Origin of the sequence: Mycetocola zhadangensis, assembly GCF_003668565.1 — a bacterium.
GTDB lineage: Bacteria > Actinomycetota > Actinomycetes > Actinomycetales > Microbacteriaceae > Mycetocola_A > Mycetocola_A zhadangensis.
In genome coordinates, this window is record NZ_RCWJ01000003.1 from 101,377 (window position 1) to 116,800 (window position 15,424).

Genomic DNA, 15,424 nt, shown 5'->3' on the forward strand with positions numbered 1-15,424 from the left:
GCGGATTCGCGAATCGCCGGCATAGGGTTGAGGGATGCCGACTCAGATCATTCTCGACTGCGACCCTGGCCACGATGACGCGATTGCGATGCTGCTCGCGCACGGCAATCCGGAGATCGAGCTTGTCGCCGTGACCACAGTGGTGGGGAACCAGACGCTCGAGAAGGTCACCCGGAATGCGCTGTCTGTTGCTCGGGTGGCCGGCATCACCGGTGTGCCGTTTGCGGCCGGCTGTGTGCGGCCGTTGGTGCGGCCTGTGCAGACGGCAGCGGACATTCACGGTGAATCCGGTCTCGACGGGCCGGTGCTGCCCGAGCCGGTTCTCGAGCTCGACGAGCGGCACGCCGTTGACCTCATCATCGACACGGTGATGGCCGCTGAGCCCGGCACGATCACGCTGGTGCCGACCGGCGCGCTCACGAACATCGCGATGGCCGCGCGGAAGGAACCGCGGATCGTGCCGCGGGTCAGGGAAGTCGTACTGATGGGCGGGAGCGTCGGTGTGGGCAACACGACGGCGACCGCCGAGTTCAACATTGTGATCGACCCGGAGGCCGCACACATCGTGTTTTCCGAGAGCTGGCCGGTGACGATGGTGGGGCTGAACCTCACCCACCATGCGTTGGCCACTCCCGAAGTGGCCGAGCGTATTGCCGCCGTCGACACGGCGCCTGCCCGGTTCGTCGGCGAGCTCATCGAGTTCTTCACACGCACGTACCAGCAGTCGCAGGGGTTCGACGCTCCCCCGGTGCACGACCCATGCGCTGTGGCGTACGTCATCGACCCGAGCATCATGACGGTGCGGCGGATGCCGATCAGCGTCGAGCTCAGTGGAGCACTTACTCTCGGCATGACGGTCGCCGACCTGCGCGCCATCGCCCCAGCGGACTGCACCACCCAGGCCGCGATGGACCTCGACGCCGACCGGCTCTGGGACCTCATCGTGGACGCGCTCGAGCGCATCGGCGACCCCGCGTAGGCGATTCCTTCACACGCCGTTCCCGCCGCGCTGTTGCTCACCACACGCCGTTCCCGCCGCGCCGTTGCCACAGCGACGTGTCACGATGCAGGCTGGGTTCTGGCGCCTGGACGTGGGCGTTTTGTGCGTCCGTCACAGGCCAGCGTGCACCGAGGGGATTCCACGGGTAGAGGAGCGAGTGCCACAGGCTGTGGCTGAGCCACGACGCTCGCTTCATGTACTTTCGTCGCCCACTCCCTGACACGCTTCCTCGTTCGTTTTCCGTTCGCGAGGCGTACGCCAATGGCATCTCGCGTTCACAGCTTCGCAATGATGCCTTCCAGCGGCCCTATCATGGCGCCCGTTTGGCCCCCGGGATAGACGTGACCCTGATAGATCGGTGCGTCGCATTCTCACGGCGGGTACAACGCGCTGAGGTATTCAGTCATTACACGGCCGCAACGCTCCACGGCATGCCGCTTCCGGAGCGCTCGGAGGTCGGCCCCCTTCATGTCACGTGCCGGCAGGGCTTTCGAGCTACAAAAGCCCGCGGCGTTGTTGGTCATAGCGCCGCGTTCTCACCAGATGACGTCGTTCTCCTCGGCGGTATCTGGGTCACGACCGTCGAGCGAACCTGGTGCGACCTTGCGGCTCTCCTGAGTTTCGAAAATCTTGTGGCCGCTGGCGACAGCCTTCTCTGGCACAAGAACCCTGCCACCACGAAAGAAGCACTTCGTGATGCCGTTTCGCGATACCCGTCACAACGCGGGCGCCTTCGGATGCGAGCTGCCCTTCATTCGCTCAGCGATCGCTCTAGGTCGCGGCCGGAGAGCATTGTTCGGCTGGCGTTGGTGGCCAGCCCTCTCCCGGATCCCGAACCGAATGTCGAAGTACACCTGAAAGTCAGCGAACGCCGCATTGAGATTGACCTTGCGTACCCCGACTTCAAGGTCGGGCTTGAGTATCAGGGCGACCATCACCGTCACGATCGTCGGCAATGGCGCAAAGATATCCGACGCGGCAACGACGCCGTCGACGATGACTGGAGCATGGTCTATTTCACCGGAGATGACCTTCAGAACCTCCCGGACGTGATCGCCAGAACGGAGCGACGGCTCCGGAAACGCGGGTGGACCGGCTGACGCTAACCGCCAGACGTTTGAGTCGGCCCAAAAGGCGATTCACCCCAACGAGTCGGCCCAAAAGGTTGTTCGATTTAAATCGAATCGCCCTTTGGGCCGAGTCGATTGCGAATCGCCATTTGGGCCCGATCGAATGCGGTCATCTCGGAGAGGTCGACCGCACGCGGCTCTCTGGGATGGCGCGATGGCGCGAGCAGTCCTCTGAGATGGGCCAGTCGCGATTGGGTTTCATCCCGACGGACCAAGCGCTCGGGATGTCTAGGCGATACGCGTGCGCACCAACGGCTCCGGGGTGAACGCGGTTCCCGGTGCGGCGAGCTCGTATGCCCCTTCGAGCGCGTCAAGCGCCCGCGGGAAACGCCCGGCGTCGTCGGCCGACAGCGTGAACAGCGGGTCACCCGCGCGCACAACGTCGCCCGGTTTCACGTGCAGGTCGATTCCCGAGGCGTGCAGCACCGGGTCCTGCGCGCGAGCACGGCCAGCACCGAGGCGCCATGCGGCGATACCGAACGGCAGCGCCTCCTGGCGAACGAGCACGCCGTCGGCGTCAGCGGTGACCGTGTGGGTTTCGCGGGCGACGGGCAGTGCGGCGTCGGGGTCGCCGCCCTGGGCAATTATCGAGCGACGCCAGGTGTCCATGGCGCGGCCATCCTTGAGGGCTTCCTCCACGTCGGCGTCCGGCTGTCCGGCGAGAGTGAGCATCTCGCGCGCAAGCGCAACGGTGAGTTCGACGATGTCAGCTGGGCCGCCTCCGGCGAGCACCTCGACCGACTCGCGCACTTCGTTGGCGTTTCCGATGGCGAGTCCGAGCGGCACACTCATGTTGGTGAGCAGCGCCGAGGTCTTCACACCGGCGTCCTGCCCGAGCGCCACCATGGTGCGAGCGAGTTCCTCGGCCTTGGCGTAGTCCTGCATGAACGCGCCCGAGCCGAACTTCACGTCGAGGACGAGCGCAGCCGTTCCCTCGGCAATCTTCTTCGACATGATGCTCGAGGCGATGAGCGGGATGGCTTCGACAGTTCCCGTGATGTCGCGCAGCGCGTACAGGCGCTTGTCGGCGGGGGCGAGGCCCTTGCCCGCGGCGCAGATGACGCCACCGACGTCGCGGAGGATGTCGAACATCTCCTCGTTCGAGATGTCGGCACGCCAGCCCGGAATCGACTCGAGCTTGTCGAGGGTTCCGCCGGTGTGGCCGAGGCCGCGCCCGGAGAGCTGCGGCACTGCGACGCCGTATGACGCGACGAGGGGCATGAGCGGCAGGGTGATCTTGTCGCCCACTCCTCCGGTGGAGTGCTTGTCGACAGTGGTCTTGCCGAGGCCGGAGAAGTCCATGGTCTCGCCGGACGCGATCATCGCGAGGGTCAGGTCACGGATCTCGCGGCGGCTCATGCCATGGAGCAGGATCGCCATGGCCAGGGCGGCCATCTGTTCGTTACCGACGTATTCACGCGTGTAGGCGTCGATCAACCAGTTGATGGCATCCGTTGTTAATTCGCCTTTGTCACGCTTGGTGCGGATGAGGTCGACCGCGTCGAATGCTTCGAGTGTCTGGTCAGTCATTGGTTGTGTCTCCCGCGTATTCGTTCAGGGTGCGCGGGCCAAAGGCGTCGGGCAGTACCTCGTCAATGGTTCGAATGCCTGAGACGGTCTCGAGGATCATCCCCGGCACGGCGTGCTCGAAGAGCAGCTGGCGGCAACGACCGCACGGCATCAGGGTGTTTCCGTCGCCGTCGACGCAGGTGAATGCGACGAGCTGTCCACCGCCGGTCAGGTGCAACATGGACACCAGCGCGCATTCGGCGCACAGGGTCAAGCCGTAGCTGGCGTTCTCGACGTTGCACCCGGTGATGATCCGACCGTCTGTGACGATCGCGGCCACCCCGACCGGAAACTTCGAGTACGGCACGTATGCCTTGGTCATGGCATCCGTCGCCGCTTCGCGCAGCGCACCCCAGTCGATTGAATCTGTCATCGTTCTACGCCTTTATGTATGGTTTGCCGGACGCCGCTGGCCCGCGTACGTATCCGACCAGACCCGCGACCGCGAAGATGGTGACGACGTACGGAAGCATGAGGAGGAACTCGCTCGGAACGCCTGAGCCGATGGCACCGAGCACGTTCTGCAGGTTCGTGGCGAACCCGAACAGCAGAGCGGCCAGGGTGGCTCGGATCGGATCCCAGCGGCCGAAGATCACGGCGGCCAGAGCGATGAAGCCGGCGCCTGCGGTCATCTCCTTGGTGAAACCACCGACCGAACCGAGCGTGAAGTACGCGCCACCGAAGCCGGCGATCGCCCCGGCCAGCGCAACGTTCCAGAACCGTGTGGCGTTCACCTTGATGCCGACCGTGTCAGCGGCCTGCGGGTGCTCGCCCACCGCGCGGAGGCGGAGGCCCCACTTGGTGTGGAAGAGCGCCCACCAGACGACGATCACCGCGACGTACATGAAGTAGATGATGACGGTCTGGCGGAACAGCACGGGGCCGAGAATCGGAATCTCGCTGAGGATCGGGATGCTGATGCGGGGGAACCGTGGCGGCGAGTTGAACAACGGAGTGTTGCTCGTAAGCACCGTCGTGTACAGGAAGCTGGTGAGTCCTGCAACGAGCACGTTGAGCACAACACCGACGATGACCTGGTCGACGAGGTATTTGATCGAGAACGCCGCGAGCAGGAAGCTCACGAGCACTCCGGCGACCATGGCAGCGATGAGACCGACCCACGGGTTGCCAGTGACTGATGCCACGAAGGCCGAGAGGAAGGCACCCGCGAGGAGCTGCCCTTCGATGGCGACGTTGACGACGCCGACGCGCTCGGAGATCACGCCGCCGAGTGCGCCGAAGATGAGCGGTGCGCTCAGTGCGACGGTGCCGAGGAGGAGACCGGTGATCGGAATGCTCTCTCCGGCGGCTGCCCAGGTGAGAAAGGCCCACATGAACGCTGCGGCGAAGATGATCGTGAGCCAGAGCGGAACGCGTTTGGCCTGGCTGGAGAGCCAGGTGGCGTACGCGGTGATGGCCAGGAGCAGCACGACAACGACGACGCAGGTCAGTCGGGTGGGTGCGTCGATGACCGGGAGTTGGATCAGATCGGCTTCGCTCGACAGGCGGAAGCGGCTGGAGCCGTCCCGGCCGTTGACGACGAAGAGCACGATGGCGATGAGGGTGAAGATCGCGTAGGCGATCGGCGCCTTCCAGCTCTTGATGGTCGCCGTTTCGAGGCTGGCGGAGACGGATTCTTCAGCGGTTGTCGTGGTCACTTCGCCGCCACCTCCTGTGAAACGTTGAGTTTGAGTCGCTTGGGTTTGCCCTGTTTTGGCAGGAAGAACACCGCGCGGATCAGCGGGGGTGCCGCGATGAACAGCACGATGAGCGACTGCACGACGGTGACGATGTCGATCGGGATGCCTTCAGCCGCCTGCATGGCGAACCCTCCGGCCTTGAAAGCGCCAAAGAGCACACCGGCCGCGAAGATGCCCCACGGGCGGCTGCGGCCGAGCAGGGCGACGGTGATCGCATCGAAACCGATACCGGCGTCGATGCCGGCCGAGAAGCCGGTGGTGACGGTGCCGAGCACCTGCATGACTCCGGCCAGGCCGACAAGACCACCGGAAATGAGCATCGCCTGAACGTAGGTGTTCTTCACGTTGATGCCGGCAACACGGGCGGCGTTCGGGTTCTCACCGACCGCGCGGAACTGGAAGCCGAGGCTCGACCGGTTGAGCAGCCACCAGGCGAAGATCGTCGCCGCGATGACGAAGATGAAGCCGAGGTGGAGGTTGTACTTGGGCCCGAGGATCTCGGGGAACACAGCGGTCTCGAGCATGGCCGGTGACTTCGGGTTGACCGAGTCTGGGGCCTGAAGCAGGCCAGGGGTGCGCAGCATCCACGAGACCAGGTAGAAGGCGACGTAGTTGAGCATGATCGTGAGGATGACCTCGTGCGCACCTGTTCGCGCCTTGAGGAGTCCGACGATTCCACCCCACAGGGCGCCGCCGACGATGCCCGCGATCACGGCAATGGCGAGGTGAACTCCCCATGGCAGTTCGAAGGAGAAGCCGACCCAGCCGGCGCACGCGGCGGCGATGAGCATCTGGCCGCGGCCACCGATGTTGAAAAGGCCAACCCGGAAGGCGATACCGATACCGAGCGCTGCAGCGATCAGTGGCGTCGCGAACGTCAGCGTTTCGGTGAGCGGCTTGATGCCGTCGACAAAGGAATCACGACGGAAGTTGTAGATCGACCCCTGGAAGAGCGCGCCGTACGCGCCGGAGACCGACTGCCAGATCGCGCTGAAGGTGTCGCCGGGAGCAGCGAAGAAGTACCCCGCTGCGGCCTGGACATCCTCATCGGTGACGGCGATCAGCACTGCACCGATCAGGAGGGCGAACACTACGGCGAGGATCGTGATGACGAAACTGCCGTTGAGGATGTCGGCAAGAACCTGGTTGCCGCGCGGCGCCTCAGGCTGAGTCGTTTTCTGCGGCTCGTTTCCCGCTGGAGCCGTTGGTGCTGTGACGTCGCTCACGCGGCAACTCCTGTCGGGTTTTCGCCGGCCATCATGAGGCCGAGAATGTCACGCGGCGTGTTGCCCGGGACGATTCCGACGATGGAACCTCTGTACATCACTGCAATCCTGTCTGCGAGCGCAACGACCTCGTCGAGCTCTGTTGATACGACGATGACCGGGATGCCCGCATCACGCGTCTCGACCATCCTCTTGTGAACGAATTCAATGGAACCAACGTCGATCCCGCGCGTGGGCTGCGACGCGACAAACAGCTTGAGGTCGCGGCTCAGCTCACGGGCGAGAACAACCTTCTGCTGGTTTCCGCCGGACAGCCGGCCGGCCATCGTGGTGATGGACTGGGCCCGGATGTCGAACTCGTCCTTCTTCTCCTGCGCGAATTCGGCCAGGTAGCCCAGCTGCAGATTGCCGCGGCGAACGAACGGAGGCGCGTCTGAGCGGTCGAGCATGAGGTTCTCGGCGATCGTGAACTCGCCGACGAGCCCGTCCTCGGTGCGGTCCTCGGGGACGAACCCGACTCCCGCATTCAGGATCTTGCGAACGCTGAGCCCGGTGAGCTTCTCGCCGTTGAGCGTGATGTCGCCGGTGACGCGCGGCTGAAGACCCAGGATGGCCTCGGTCAACTCGGTCTGGCCGTTACCCTGCACACCGGCGATCGCGAGAATCTCGCCCTCGTGCACCTCGAAGCTGACGTTGTTGACGACCTTCAGGCCGAGGGGGTCGATGACGTCGAGGTTGCGAACGACGAGGCTCGCCGCTCCGGGACGGGCTGTCTCCTTGTGCACGGTCAGTTCGACGGCGCGACCGACCATGAGCGCGGCGAGTTCCGAATTGGACGCGGTCGGCGACGCTTCGCCGACAACTTTTCCGAGACGGATGACTGTGATCCGGTCTGCGACTTCCCTCACCTCTCGCAGTTTGTGCGTAATGAAGACGATCGAGGTTCCCTCGCTGCGGAGCTGACGCATGATCGTCATGAGCTCGTCGGTCTCCTGCGGCGTGAGCACTGCTGTTGGCTCATCGAACACGAGGACCTGAGCGTCGCGCGAGAGCGCCTTGATGATCTCCACGCGCTGCTGCACACCGACGGGCAGATCACCGACGAGAGCGTCCGGGTCGACATGGAATCCAAACCTCGCGGAGATTTCGCGCACCTTTGCGCGAGCCGCATCGAGGTCGAGCTTGCCTGCCACGCCCGTCTGCTCGTGACCGAGCATGACGTTTTCAGCGACAGTGAAAACGGGGATGAGCATGAAGTGCTGGTGCACCATACCGATGCCGGCGCGCATGGCGTCACCGGGACCAGCGAAGTGCTGGACGACGTCGTCGAGGAGGACGTCGCCCTCTTCGGCCTGGTAGAGGCCGTAGAGAACGTTCATGAGCGTGGATTTCCCCGCCCCGTTCTCGCCGAGGAGGCAGTGGATTTCGCCGGGCTGGATGACCAGATCAATGTGGTCGTTGGCGACGAGAGAACCGAATCTCTTCGTGATGCCGCGAAGTTCGAGCTTCATGGGTGAATCCTACGTTCATACAGAGCGGGGAGACCAGCCGAAGCTGATCCCCCCGCGCTGGGAGTGGGTTGAGTGCGAAGAGCTACTCAGCTTTGGGCGAAGACGGCGAGGAAACCTCGATGGATCCGTCGATGATGCCAGCCTTGATCTCGTCGAGCTCGGCCTGAAGCGTCTCGTTCACCTTGCCCTCGAAGTCGTGGAACGGGGCGATGCCGACTCCATCGTTCTCGAGCGTTCCGACGTACGGGGTTGCATCGAACTCGTCATTGCCAGCGGCGACGACGACGTCGTTGACGCCCGACTTCATCTGCTTGAGGATCGAGGTGAGGAAGAGCTCGTTGCCCGAGTCAGCGGTCTCGTAGAGGTCAGCGTCGACACCGATCATCGCAACGTCCTTGCCGGAGTCCGTGATGGCCTCGATGGCGCTGAGGAAGATCGGTCCACCAACGGGGAGGAGCACGTCAGCGTCCTGTCCGATGAGGGTCGTTGCGAGCTGCTTGGCCGTGTCGTTTGCCTCGAAGCCACCGGTGAATGAACCGGTCTGGCCAGCGACATCCCAACCGACGACCTTGACGTCCTTGCCCTTTTGCTCGTTGTAGTACGCAACGCCGTCAGCGAAGCCATCCATGAAGATGGTCACTGTCGGGAACTGCTGTCCACCGAAGGTGCCGACGACGCCGGTCTTCGAGTAGTCAGCTGCGGCGTAGCCAGCGAGGAAGGCGGCCTGTGCCGTGTCGTAAATGATCGGCTTGACGTTCTCGAGGTCGATCGAGTTGTCGTCGAGCATGATGAAGTTCACGTCTGTGTTCTCTTCAGCAGCTGCCTTGGTTGCGTCAGCGAGCGCGAAGCCGATGGTCGCGATCAGGTTGCAGCCCTGGTCGACGAGGCTCGTGATGTTCGGAGCGTAGTCATCTTCTGTGTCGCTCTGGACGTCCTTCATCTCGACGCCGAGCTCATCTGAAGCCTCGACCATGCCCTCGTAGCTGGACTGGTTGAAGGACTTGTCGTCGAATCCACCCGCGTCCGAAACGATGCAGGGGAGGAAGTCGGATGCAGCTTCGTTTGAGCCACCATCGCTGGTGGGGGCCTGTCCACAGCCAGCGAGCAGGGCGATAACGCCGGCGCTGGCAAGGCCGGCGAAAACGGCCTTACGGGTGTTGATTGTCAATGTGTCCTCCAGGGTGCTGCCCTGCGGGGCTCGCGAGGGCGGTATTGGCTTACGTTACCGAAAGTTACGAAGGCCACGACGCCGTGGTCTTCTCTCGAAACAGAAGCGTTACATAGCTGTTCCCCGCAAGGCTAAACCGGGAACGCATCGCATGGTTCGCGGCGCTCATATGAGCAGGTGCAGGCGCGGATGCGCACTAATGCGCAACGCGAGCGGCATCCGACCCTCTGCTCGGCCCTCGTCGCGTGCCACAATCAACACATGGCCGGACCACTGATGCTCCTCGACACCGCATCTCTCTACTTTCGCGCGTTCCACGGACTGCCCGACACACTGCGCTCCCCAGACGGCACTCCGGTCAACGCGGTCCGCGGGCTCCTCGACTTCATCGCCAAGCTGGTCACCGACTACCAGCCAGCCGAACTTGTCGCCTGCTGGGATGACGACTGGCGGCCGCAGTGGCGCGTCGATCTCATCCCGAGCTACAAACAGCATCGGGTGGCGCAGGTCGTCGTAGACGGACCGGACGTCGAAGAGACACCAGAACTGCTCGACGTGCAGATCCCCCTCATCCGCCAGGTGCTCGATGCGTTCGGCATTCCCTTCGTCGGTGCACCCGAGCACGAGGCCGACGATGTCATCGGCAGTCTCGCCTCGCAGGCGAAGGGACCCGTCGACGTCGTCACCGGAGATCGGGACCTCTTTCAGCTTGTCGACGATGCCCGTGGCATCCGTGTCATCTATACGGCGCGTGGAATGAGCAAGCTTGAGGTCCTCACCGAGAGTGTGGTTCGAGAGAAGTACGGTGTGAGCGCACACCAGTACGCCGACTTCGCGGCGCTTCGTGGTGACACGTCTGACGGGCTTCCCGGCGTCGCCGGCGTTGGCGAGAAGACGGCAGCGGGCTTGCTCGGCACGTTCGGCGACCTGGACGCCATCGTCGCGGCCTCGGCGACGCGCGGTGCGGGGATGTCGGAGTCGGTGCGGGCGAAGATCCTCGGCGCGGCTGACTACCTCCGGGTTGCCCCGACGGTCGTTGAAGTGGTTCGCACGCTCGAGCTCGACGTTCCGGACGCCCGCATCCGCCCGCTCTCAGCGGATGCGGCGGAGAGCGTTCGGCAGTTGGCGGTCAGCCTCGGGCTGGGCGGCGCCTCCGACCGGGCACTTCGCGCGCTCGGCAACGACACTCCCGCAGCCGACGAGGCGCGCGCCTAAAGAACGTCGTCGCGGCCAGACAGCTTGAGCGCGTCGACGACGCTCTTGACACGTTGCGCGTTCGCGCTCGTTGTGACGAGCAGGGCGTCAGGGGTGTCAACAACGACGATGTCCTTAACACCGATCAGGCTGATCACCCGGTTCGTCTGGCTGACAACAATGCCGCTCGACGCGTCAGAGAGAATACGGGCACTCTCACCCAGGATCGCCAGGTCGGTTCTGCGCCCACCCGAGTTGAGCTTCGCGAGCGATGCGAAATCACCAACGTCGTCCCAGTCGAAGTGACCGGGCACAACAGCAAGGCGTCCGGCGAGGGCAGCGGGTTCCGCGACGGAGTAGTCGATCGCGATCCTCTCGAGATTGGGCCAAATGCGGTCGACGGCCGGACCGCGCAGCGCAGGATCATCCCAAACGGATGCCAGTTCCATCAGTCCTGCATGCAGCTCCGGTCGGTTCTTCGCCAGTTCCTCGAGAAGAACATCGGCGCGGCTGATGAACATACCGGCGTTCCAAAGGTGCGCTCCGCCAGACACGTACTTCTTGGCGGTTGCGAGGTTCGGTTTCTCGACAAAGGAATCCACGAGCTGCGCAGAGTCAGCACCAGGCACGTCGAGCGGGGCTCCGACGTGGATGTAGCCGAACCCGATGGCCGGCTCCGTCGGCTGAATGCCGATGGCCGTGATGTACCCGGCGTCAGCTGTCGCAACAGCCTGGGTGACGGCGGCGCGAAACAGACGGTCCCCGCGAATCACGTGGTCAGCAGCGAACGAGCCGATGATGACATCGGGTTCCCGCTTCATCAGGATGGCTGCGGCCAGTCCGATCGCCGCTGTCGAGTCCCGCGGATCGCTCTCGAGCACAACGTTGGGATCGATGAGGTCCGGGAGCTGGGATTCGACGGCCGCACGGTGCGCACGCCCGGTGACAACCATGATGCGCTGCTCTCCCGACAAGGGAGCCAACCGGTCCCAGGTTGCACGGAGCAATGTGGTGCCGGAGCCGGTGAGGTCGTGAAGAAACTTCGGAGCATCCGCTCGAGATAACGGCCAGAGTCGCGAGCCGATGCCGCCAGCTGGGATGACACTGTAGAAGCGTTCGAGAGGACTTGTCATGCTCCTCAGGCTAGCGGCAGCGTGCGTTCGACGTATTCTCGAGGGCGATTGTCTCGACGTCAAGACACTTAGGCATGCCTAACCGGCGAAATTACGGCGCGGAACGTAGACTGTTGCAACGCGCCGTTGTGACGCACGGCCGCCTGACTAGGCGGTTATGAGGCTTCAATCAGGGAGGGCCGTTCGATGTCAGTGCAGACTGAAAAAAGAACACCACCGTTGAATACCACCACTTCCCGAGTCCCCGCAGGAACCCTGTACCGGGGTCGCGAAGGTATGTGGTCCTGGGTTCTGCACCGAATCACCGGTGTCGCCATCTTCTTCTTCCTTCTTGTGCACATCCTCGACACGGCGCTCGTGCGTGTGTCGCCGGAGGCGTACAACGCGGTGATCGGCACGTACCAGACGCCCATCATGGGCCTCGGAGAGGTCGCCCTCGTCGGCGCCATCGTCTTCCACGCCTTCAACGGCCTGCGCATTGTGCTCATCGACTTCTGGTCGAAGGGCACCAGGTACCAGAAGGTCATGTTCTACGTGGTCATCGCCCTCTGGGTTATCACCATGCTCGGCTTCACGCCTCGCCACCTGATCAACGTCTTCAGCCACTAGAAAGGGGAGAACCTCATGTCTCAAACCATCGACGCTCCCCGTACCCCGGTACGTCCCGCCCGCAAAAAGGGAATCAACTGGGAAAAGTGGGGCTGGATCTACATGCGCGCCTCCGGCGTCATCCTGGTCGTTCTCATCTTCGGCCACCTCTTCATGAACCTCATCGTCGGTGACGGCGTCAGCGCAATCGACTTCGCCTTCGTCGGCGGCAAGTGGGCGTCACCGTTCTGGCAGTGGTGGGACGTCGCGATGCTCTGGCTCGCGCTCATCCACGGCGGCAACGGCATGCGCACGATCGTGAACGACTACGCCCGCGGCAAGATGACCCGCACCATCCTCAAGGGTGCGATCCTTGCGGCCGTTGCGATCCTCATCCTCCTCGGCACACTCGTCGTCTTCACCTTCGACCCGTGCCCCGCCGGACAGCCTGCTGACCTTCTCCCCTCGTTCTGCGCTGCGTAACGAACAACTGAAATTTTGGATGCATCTGTGACTCAGGACCCAAGCGACTCCACCATCATCGATGGAGTTCACTACCACCAGTTCGACATCGTCATCGTTGGCGCCGGCGGCGCCGGCATGCGGGCGGCCATCGAGGCCGGCCCCGGCGCGAAGACTGCCGTCATCTCCAAGCTCTACCCGACGCGGTCCCACACGGGAGCGGCACAGGGCGGCATGGCTGCTGCCCTCGCCAACGTCGAGGAAGACAGCTGGGAGTGGCACACCTTCGACACCGTCAAGGGTGGCGACTACCTGGTTGACCAGGACGCAGCCGAGATCCTCGCCAAGGAAGCGATTGACGCCGTCATCGACCTTGAGAACATGGGTCTTCCGTTCAACCGCACGCCAGAGGGCAAGATCGACCAGCGTCGTTTCGGTGGCCACACCCGCGACCACGGCAAGGCTCCGGTTCGCCGTGCGTGCTACGCCGCCGACCGCACCGGCCACATGATCCTCCAGACGCTGTTCCAGAACTGCGTGCGCCTCGGCATCAACTTCTTCAATGAGTTCTACGTTCTCGACGTCATCATGAGCGAGGTCGACGGAGTGGAGCAGCCAGCCGGAGTCGTCGCATACGAGCTGTCGACTGGCGACCTGCACGTCTTCCACTCAAAGGCGATCATCTTCGCCACCGGTGGGTTCGGCAAGATCTTCAAGACGACGTCGAACGCACACACCCTCACCGGTGACGGCGTCGGCATCATCTGGCGCAAGAAGCTCCCCCTCGAGGACATGGAGTTCTTCCAGTTCCACCCGACCGGCCTCGCCGGACTCGGCATCCTCCTGACCGAGGGCGCTCGAGGCGAGGGAGCAATCCTCCGCAACGCGAGCGGTGAGCGCTTCATGGAGCGCTACGCCCCCACCATCAAGGATCTCGCTCCCCGCGACATCGTCGCGCGCTGCATGGTCAAAGAAGTAGCCGAAGGCCGCGGCGCTGGTCCGAACAAGGACTACGTCTACCTCGACTGCACCCACCTCGGTGCCGAAGTCCTCGAGACGAAGCTCCCCGACATCACCGAGTTCGCACGCACCTACCTCGGTGTCGACCCGGTGACCGAACCGGTTCCGGTGATGCCAACAGCGCACTACGCGATGGGCGGCATCCCCACCAACGTTAACGCCGAGGTGCTGCGCGACAACACCACGGTTGTTCCCGGTCTCTACGCCGCAGGCGAATGCGCCTGCGTCTCGGTGCACGGTTCAAACCGACTCGGCACCAACTCGCTGCTCGACATCAACGTGTTCGGAAAGCGCGCCGGGAACAACGCCGTCGCCTACGTGCAGAACGCTAAGTTCCTGCCACTGCCGGAGGACCCGGCAGTATTCGTGCGCGACATGATCGAGGGCGTCCGCAACAACCCGGGCACCGAGCGCATCTCCGTCCTCCGCAAGGAACTGCAGGAGGAGATGGACACGAAGGCCCAGGTGTTCCGCACCGACGAGTCGCTCGACAGCGTGACAAAGACAATCACCCACCTGCGCGACCGGTACATGAACATCGGCGTCCAGGACAAGGGCCGCCGGTACAACACCGACCTGCTCGAAGCCATCGAACTCGGCTTCCTGCTTGACCTCGCCGAGGTCGTCGTCTTCTCCGCACGCAACCGCAAGGAAAGCCGCGGCGGACACATGCGAGATGACTACCCCGACCGCGATGACGAAAACTACATGAAGCACACAATGGCGTACCTGACCGGCGACCCGCACTCTTCGGATGCCGCTGACCACATCCGCCTGGACTGGAAGCCGGTCGTGATGACCCGTTACCAGCCAATGGAGAGGAAGTACTAACCCATGTCGACCGCCACCATTGACGCCCCGGCTCCCGTTGACGATGCTCTCAAGCCGTTCATCGTCACCCTGATCGTCCGCCGGTTCAACCCCGAACTGGACGATGAGCCCAAGTGGGTTGACTACGACGTCGAGATGTTCTCGACCGACCGCATCCTCGACGCGCTGCACAAGATCAAGTGGGAGCAGGACGGCTCACTGAGCTTCCGTCGCTCCTGCGCACACGGCATCTGCGGCTCAGACGCCATGCGCATCAACGGCCGCAACCGCCTCGCATGCAAGACGCTGATCAAAGACCTCGACATCACGAAGCCGATCTACGTCGAAGCGATCAAGGGCCTTCCACTTGAGAAGGACCTCATCGTCGACATGGACCCGTTCTTCGAGTCCTTCCGCGAGGTTCAGCCGTTCCTCATCCCGTCCAAGAAGGCAGAGCCTGGCAAGGAGCGGATCCAGTCCGTCGCCGACCGCGCACGCTTCGATGACACCACCAAGTGCATCCTCTGCGCCGCGTGCACCTCGTCCTGCCCTATCTTCTGGACCGACGGCCAGTACTTCGGCCCGGCCGCGATCGTCAACGCACACCGCTTCATCTTCGACTCGCGCGACGATGCTGCCAAGGTTCGCCTCGACATCCTCAACGATCAGGAAGGTGTGTGGCGTTGCCGCACCACCTTCAACTGCACGGATGCCTGCCCTCGCGGAATCCAGGTCACCCAGGCGATCGCAGAGGTCAAGCAGGCCCTCATGCGTGGCAAGCCGTAAAGCCAGCACCCGTTCGACCTCGAAACCCTCGCTTCTTTCGAAGCGGGGGTTTCGTCGTTGAGGGGTTCGTGGTGCAGAGCGTCTGCCGCTGCAAGGAAAGCTTCTCCTCGAGATCGATCCGTCCCAA

The 15,424-nt window shown here is 63.5% G+C and carries 15 protein-coding genes; 7 read left to right on the forward strand and 8 right to left on the reverse strand.

Translation table 11 applies throughout. The features are described 5' to 3' along the window. Positions 1-34: 34 nt before the first annotated feature. Positions 35-979, forward strand: coding sequence for a uridine-preferring nucleoside hydrolase UriH (gene uriH, locus D9V28_RS11185; protein WP_121659830.1), 945 nt, complete (start codon positions 35-37; stop codon positions 977-979). Between the two features lie 557 nt (positions 980-1,536). Here the strand turns inward: uriH and D9V28_RS16430 are convergent. Further along, positions 1,537-1,662, reverse strand: a complete 126-nt coding sequence (locus D9V28_RS16430) for a hypothetical protein (RefSeq protein WP_268234430.1) — start codon at positions 1,660-1,662, stop codon at positions 1,537-1,539. A gap of 147 nt (positions 1,663-1,809) precedes the next feature. On the opposite strand from D9V28_RS16430, the gene D9V28_RS15970 reads away from it, so the two are divergent. Then, complete coding sequence (locus D9V28_RS15970; RefSeq protein ID WP_147440970.1) at positions 1,810-2,100, forward strand: hypothetical protein; 291 nt, start codon at positions 1,810-1,812, stop codon at positions 2,098-2,100. Between the two features lie 258 nt (positions 2,101-2,358). Here D9V28_RS15970 and D9V28_RS11200 read toward each other — a convergent pair whose 3' ends face one another. The 6 genes from D9V28_RS11200 to D9V28_RS11225 all read right to left on the reverse strand — a co-directional run bounded on the left by D9V28_RS11200 (position 2,359) and on the right by D9V28_RS11225 (position 9,304). Next, positions 2,359-3,660: a thymidine phosphorylase gene (locus D9V28_RS11200; RefSeq protein ID WP_121659833.1), complete on the reverse strand. Its 1,302-nt coding sequence runs from the start codon at positions 3,658-3,660 to the stop codon at positions 2,359-2,361. Further along, a complete protein-coding gene (locus D9V28_RS11205; protein ID WP_121659834.1) occupies positions 3,653-4,072 on the reverse strand; it encodes a cytidine deaminase in 420 nt (139 codons plus the stop codon). The genes D9V28_RS11200 and D9V28_RS11205 overlap by 8 nt, the downstream gene beginning before the upstream one ends. A gap of 4 nt (positions 4,073-4,076) precedes the next feature. After that, complete coding sequence (locus D9V28_RS11210) at positions 4,077-5,357, reverse strand: ABC transporter permease (RefSeq protein WP_121659835.1); 1,281 nt, start codon at positions 5,355-5,357, stop codon at positions 4,077-4,079. After that, entirely contained in the window at positions 5,354-6,625 is a 1,272-nt protein-coding gene (locus D9V28_RS11215) for an ABC transporter permease (protein ID WP_121659836.1), read from the reverse strand. The genes D9V28_RS11210 and D9V28_RS11215 overlap by 4 nt, the downstream gene beginning before the upstream one ends. Beyond that, the gene (locus D9V28_RS11220) at positions 6,622-8,136 is read right to left on the reverse strand and encodes an ABC transporter ATP-binding protein (RefSeq protein ID WP_121659837.1); all 1,515 of its coding nucleotides are present in this window, start codon (positions 8,134-8,136) and stop codon (positions 6,622-6,624) included. The genes D9V28_RS11215 and D9V28_RS11220 overlap by 4 nt, the downstream gene beginning before the upstream one ends. Positions 8,137-8,218: 82 nt before the next feature. After that, positions 8,219-9,304 carry a BMP family lipoprotein gene (locus tag D9V28_RS11225; RefSeq protein WP_121659838.1) on the reverse strand — a complete coding sequence of 362 codons (1,086 nt, stop codon included), beginning with the start codon at positions 9,302-9,304 and terminating at the stop codon, positions 8,219-8,221. Positions 9,305-9,565: 261 nt separating this feature from the next. Between D9V28_RS11225 and D9V28_RS11230 the strand changes: the two genes are divergently transcribed. After that, on the forward strand, positions 9,566-10,519 hold the full coding sequence (locus tag D9V28_RS11230) for a 5'-3' exonuclease (RefSeq protein WP_121659839.1): 954 nt from the start codon (positions 9,566-9,568) through the stop codon (positions 10,517-10,519). Here D9V28_RS11230 and D9V28_RS11235 read toward each other — a convergent pair. After that, complete coding sequence (locus D9V28_RS11235; protein WP_121659840.1) at positions 10,516-11,631, reverse strand: mannose-1-phosphate guanylyltransferase; 1,116 nt, start codon at positions 11,629-11,631, stop codon at positions 10,516-10,518. The two genes, D9V28_RS11230 and D9V28_RS11235, sit on opposite strands and share 4 nt — an antisense overlap. A 186-nt stretch (positions 11,632-11,817) precedes the next feature. On the opposite strand from D9V28_RS11235, the gene sdhC reads away from it, so the two are divergent. From sdhC to D9V28_RS11255, 4 genes are read left to right on the forward strand one after another with little or no spacing between them, the layout of a single operon-like run. Beyond that, positions 11,818-12,240: a succinate dehydrogenase, cytochrome b556 subunit gene (gene sdhC / locus D9V28_RS11240; protein ID WP_121659841.1), complete on the forward strand. Its 423-nt coding sequence runs from the start codon at positions 11,818-11,820 to the stop codon at positions 12,238-12,240. Positions 12,241-12,255: 15 nt separating this feature from the next. Next, positions 12,256-12,702 (forward strand): succinate dehydrogenase hydrophobic membrane anchor subunit, encoded by a 447-nt coding sequence (locus tag D9V28_RS11245; protein ID WP_121659842.1) that lies wholly within the window; start codon positions 12,256-12,258, stop codon positions 12,700-12,702. A 27-nt stretch (positions 12,703-12,729) separates the two neighbouring features. Beyond that, a complete protein-coding gene (sdhA, locus tag D9V28_RS11250; RefSeq protein ID WP_121659843.1) occupies positions 12,730-14,532 on the forward strand; it encodes a succinate dehydrogenase flavoprotein subunit in 1,803 nt (600 codons plus the stop codon). A 3-nt stretch (positions 14,533-14,535) separates the two neighbouring features. Next, entirely contained in the window at positions 14,536-15,297 is a 762-nt protein-coding gene (locus D9V28_RS11255; RefSeq protein WP_121659844.1) for a succinate dehydrogenase iron-sulfur subunit, read from the forward strand. Positions 15,298-15,424: the final 127 nt, after the last annotated feature.

What these genes read in the sequence shown, in the direction of transcription:
- uriH (WP_121659830.1), top strand. Translation starts at nt 35, where the DNA reads ATGCCGACTCAGATCATTCTCGACTGCGACCCTGGCCACGATGACGCG.
- D9V28_RS11200 (WP_121659833.1), bottom strand. Translation starts at nt 3,660, where the DNA reads ATGACTGACCAGACACTCGAAGCATTCGACGCGGTCGACCTCATCCGC.
- D9V28_RS11205 (WP_121659834.1), bottom strand. Translation starts at nt 4,072, where the DNA reads ATGACAGATTCAATCGACTGGGGTGCGCTGCGCGAAGCGGCGACGGAT.
- D9V28_RS11220 (WP_121659837.1), bottom strand. Translation starts at nt 8,136, where the DNA reads ATGAAGCTCGAACTTCGCGGCATCACGAAGAGATTCGGTTCTCTCGTC.
- D9V28_RS11230 (WP_121659839.1), top strand. Translation starts at nt 9,566, where the DNA reads ATGGCCGGACCACTGATGCTCCTCGACACCGCATCTCTCTACTTTCGC.
- D9V28_RS11235 (WP_121659840.1), bottom strand. Translation starts at nt 11,631, where the DNA reads ATGACAAGTCCTCTCGAACGCTTCTACAGTGTCATCCCAGCTGGCGGC.
- sdhC (WP_121659841.1), top strand. Translation starts at nt 11,818, where the DNA reads ATGTCAGTGCAGACTGAAAAAAGAACACCACCGTTGAATACCACCACT.
- D9V28_RS11245 (WP_121659842.1), top strand. Translation starts at nt 12,256, where the DNA reads ATGTCTCAAACCATCGACGCTCCCCGTACCCCGGTACGTCCCGCCCGC.
- D9V28_RS11255 (WP_121659844.1), top strand. Translation starts at nt 14,536, where the DNA reads ATGTCGACCGCCACCATTGACGCCCCGGCTCCCGTTGACGATGCTCTC.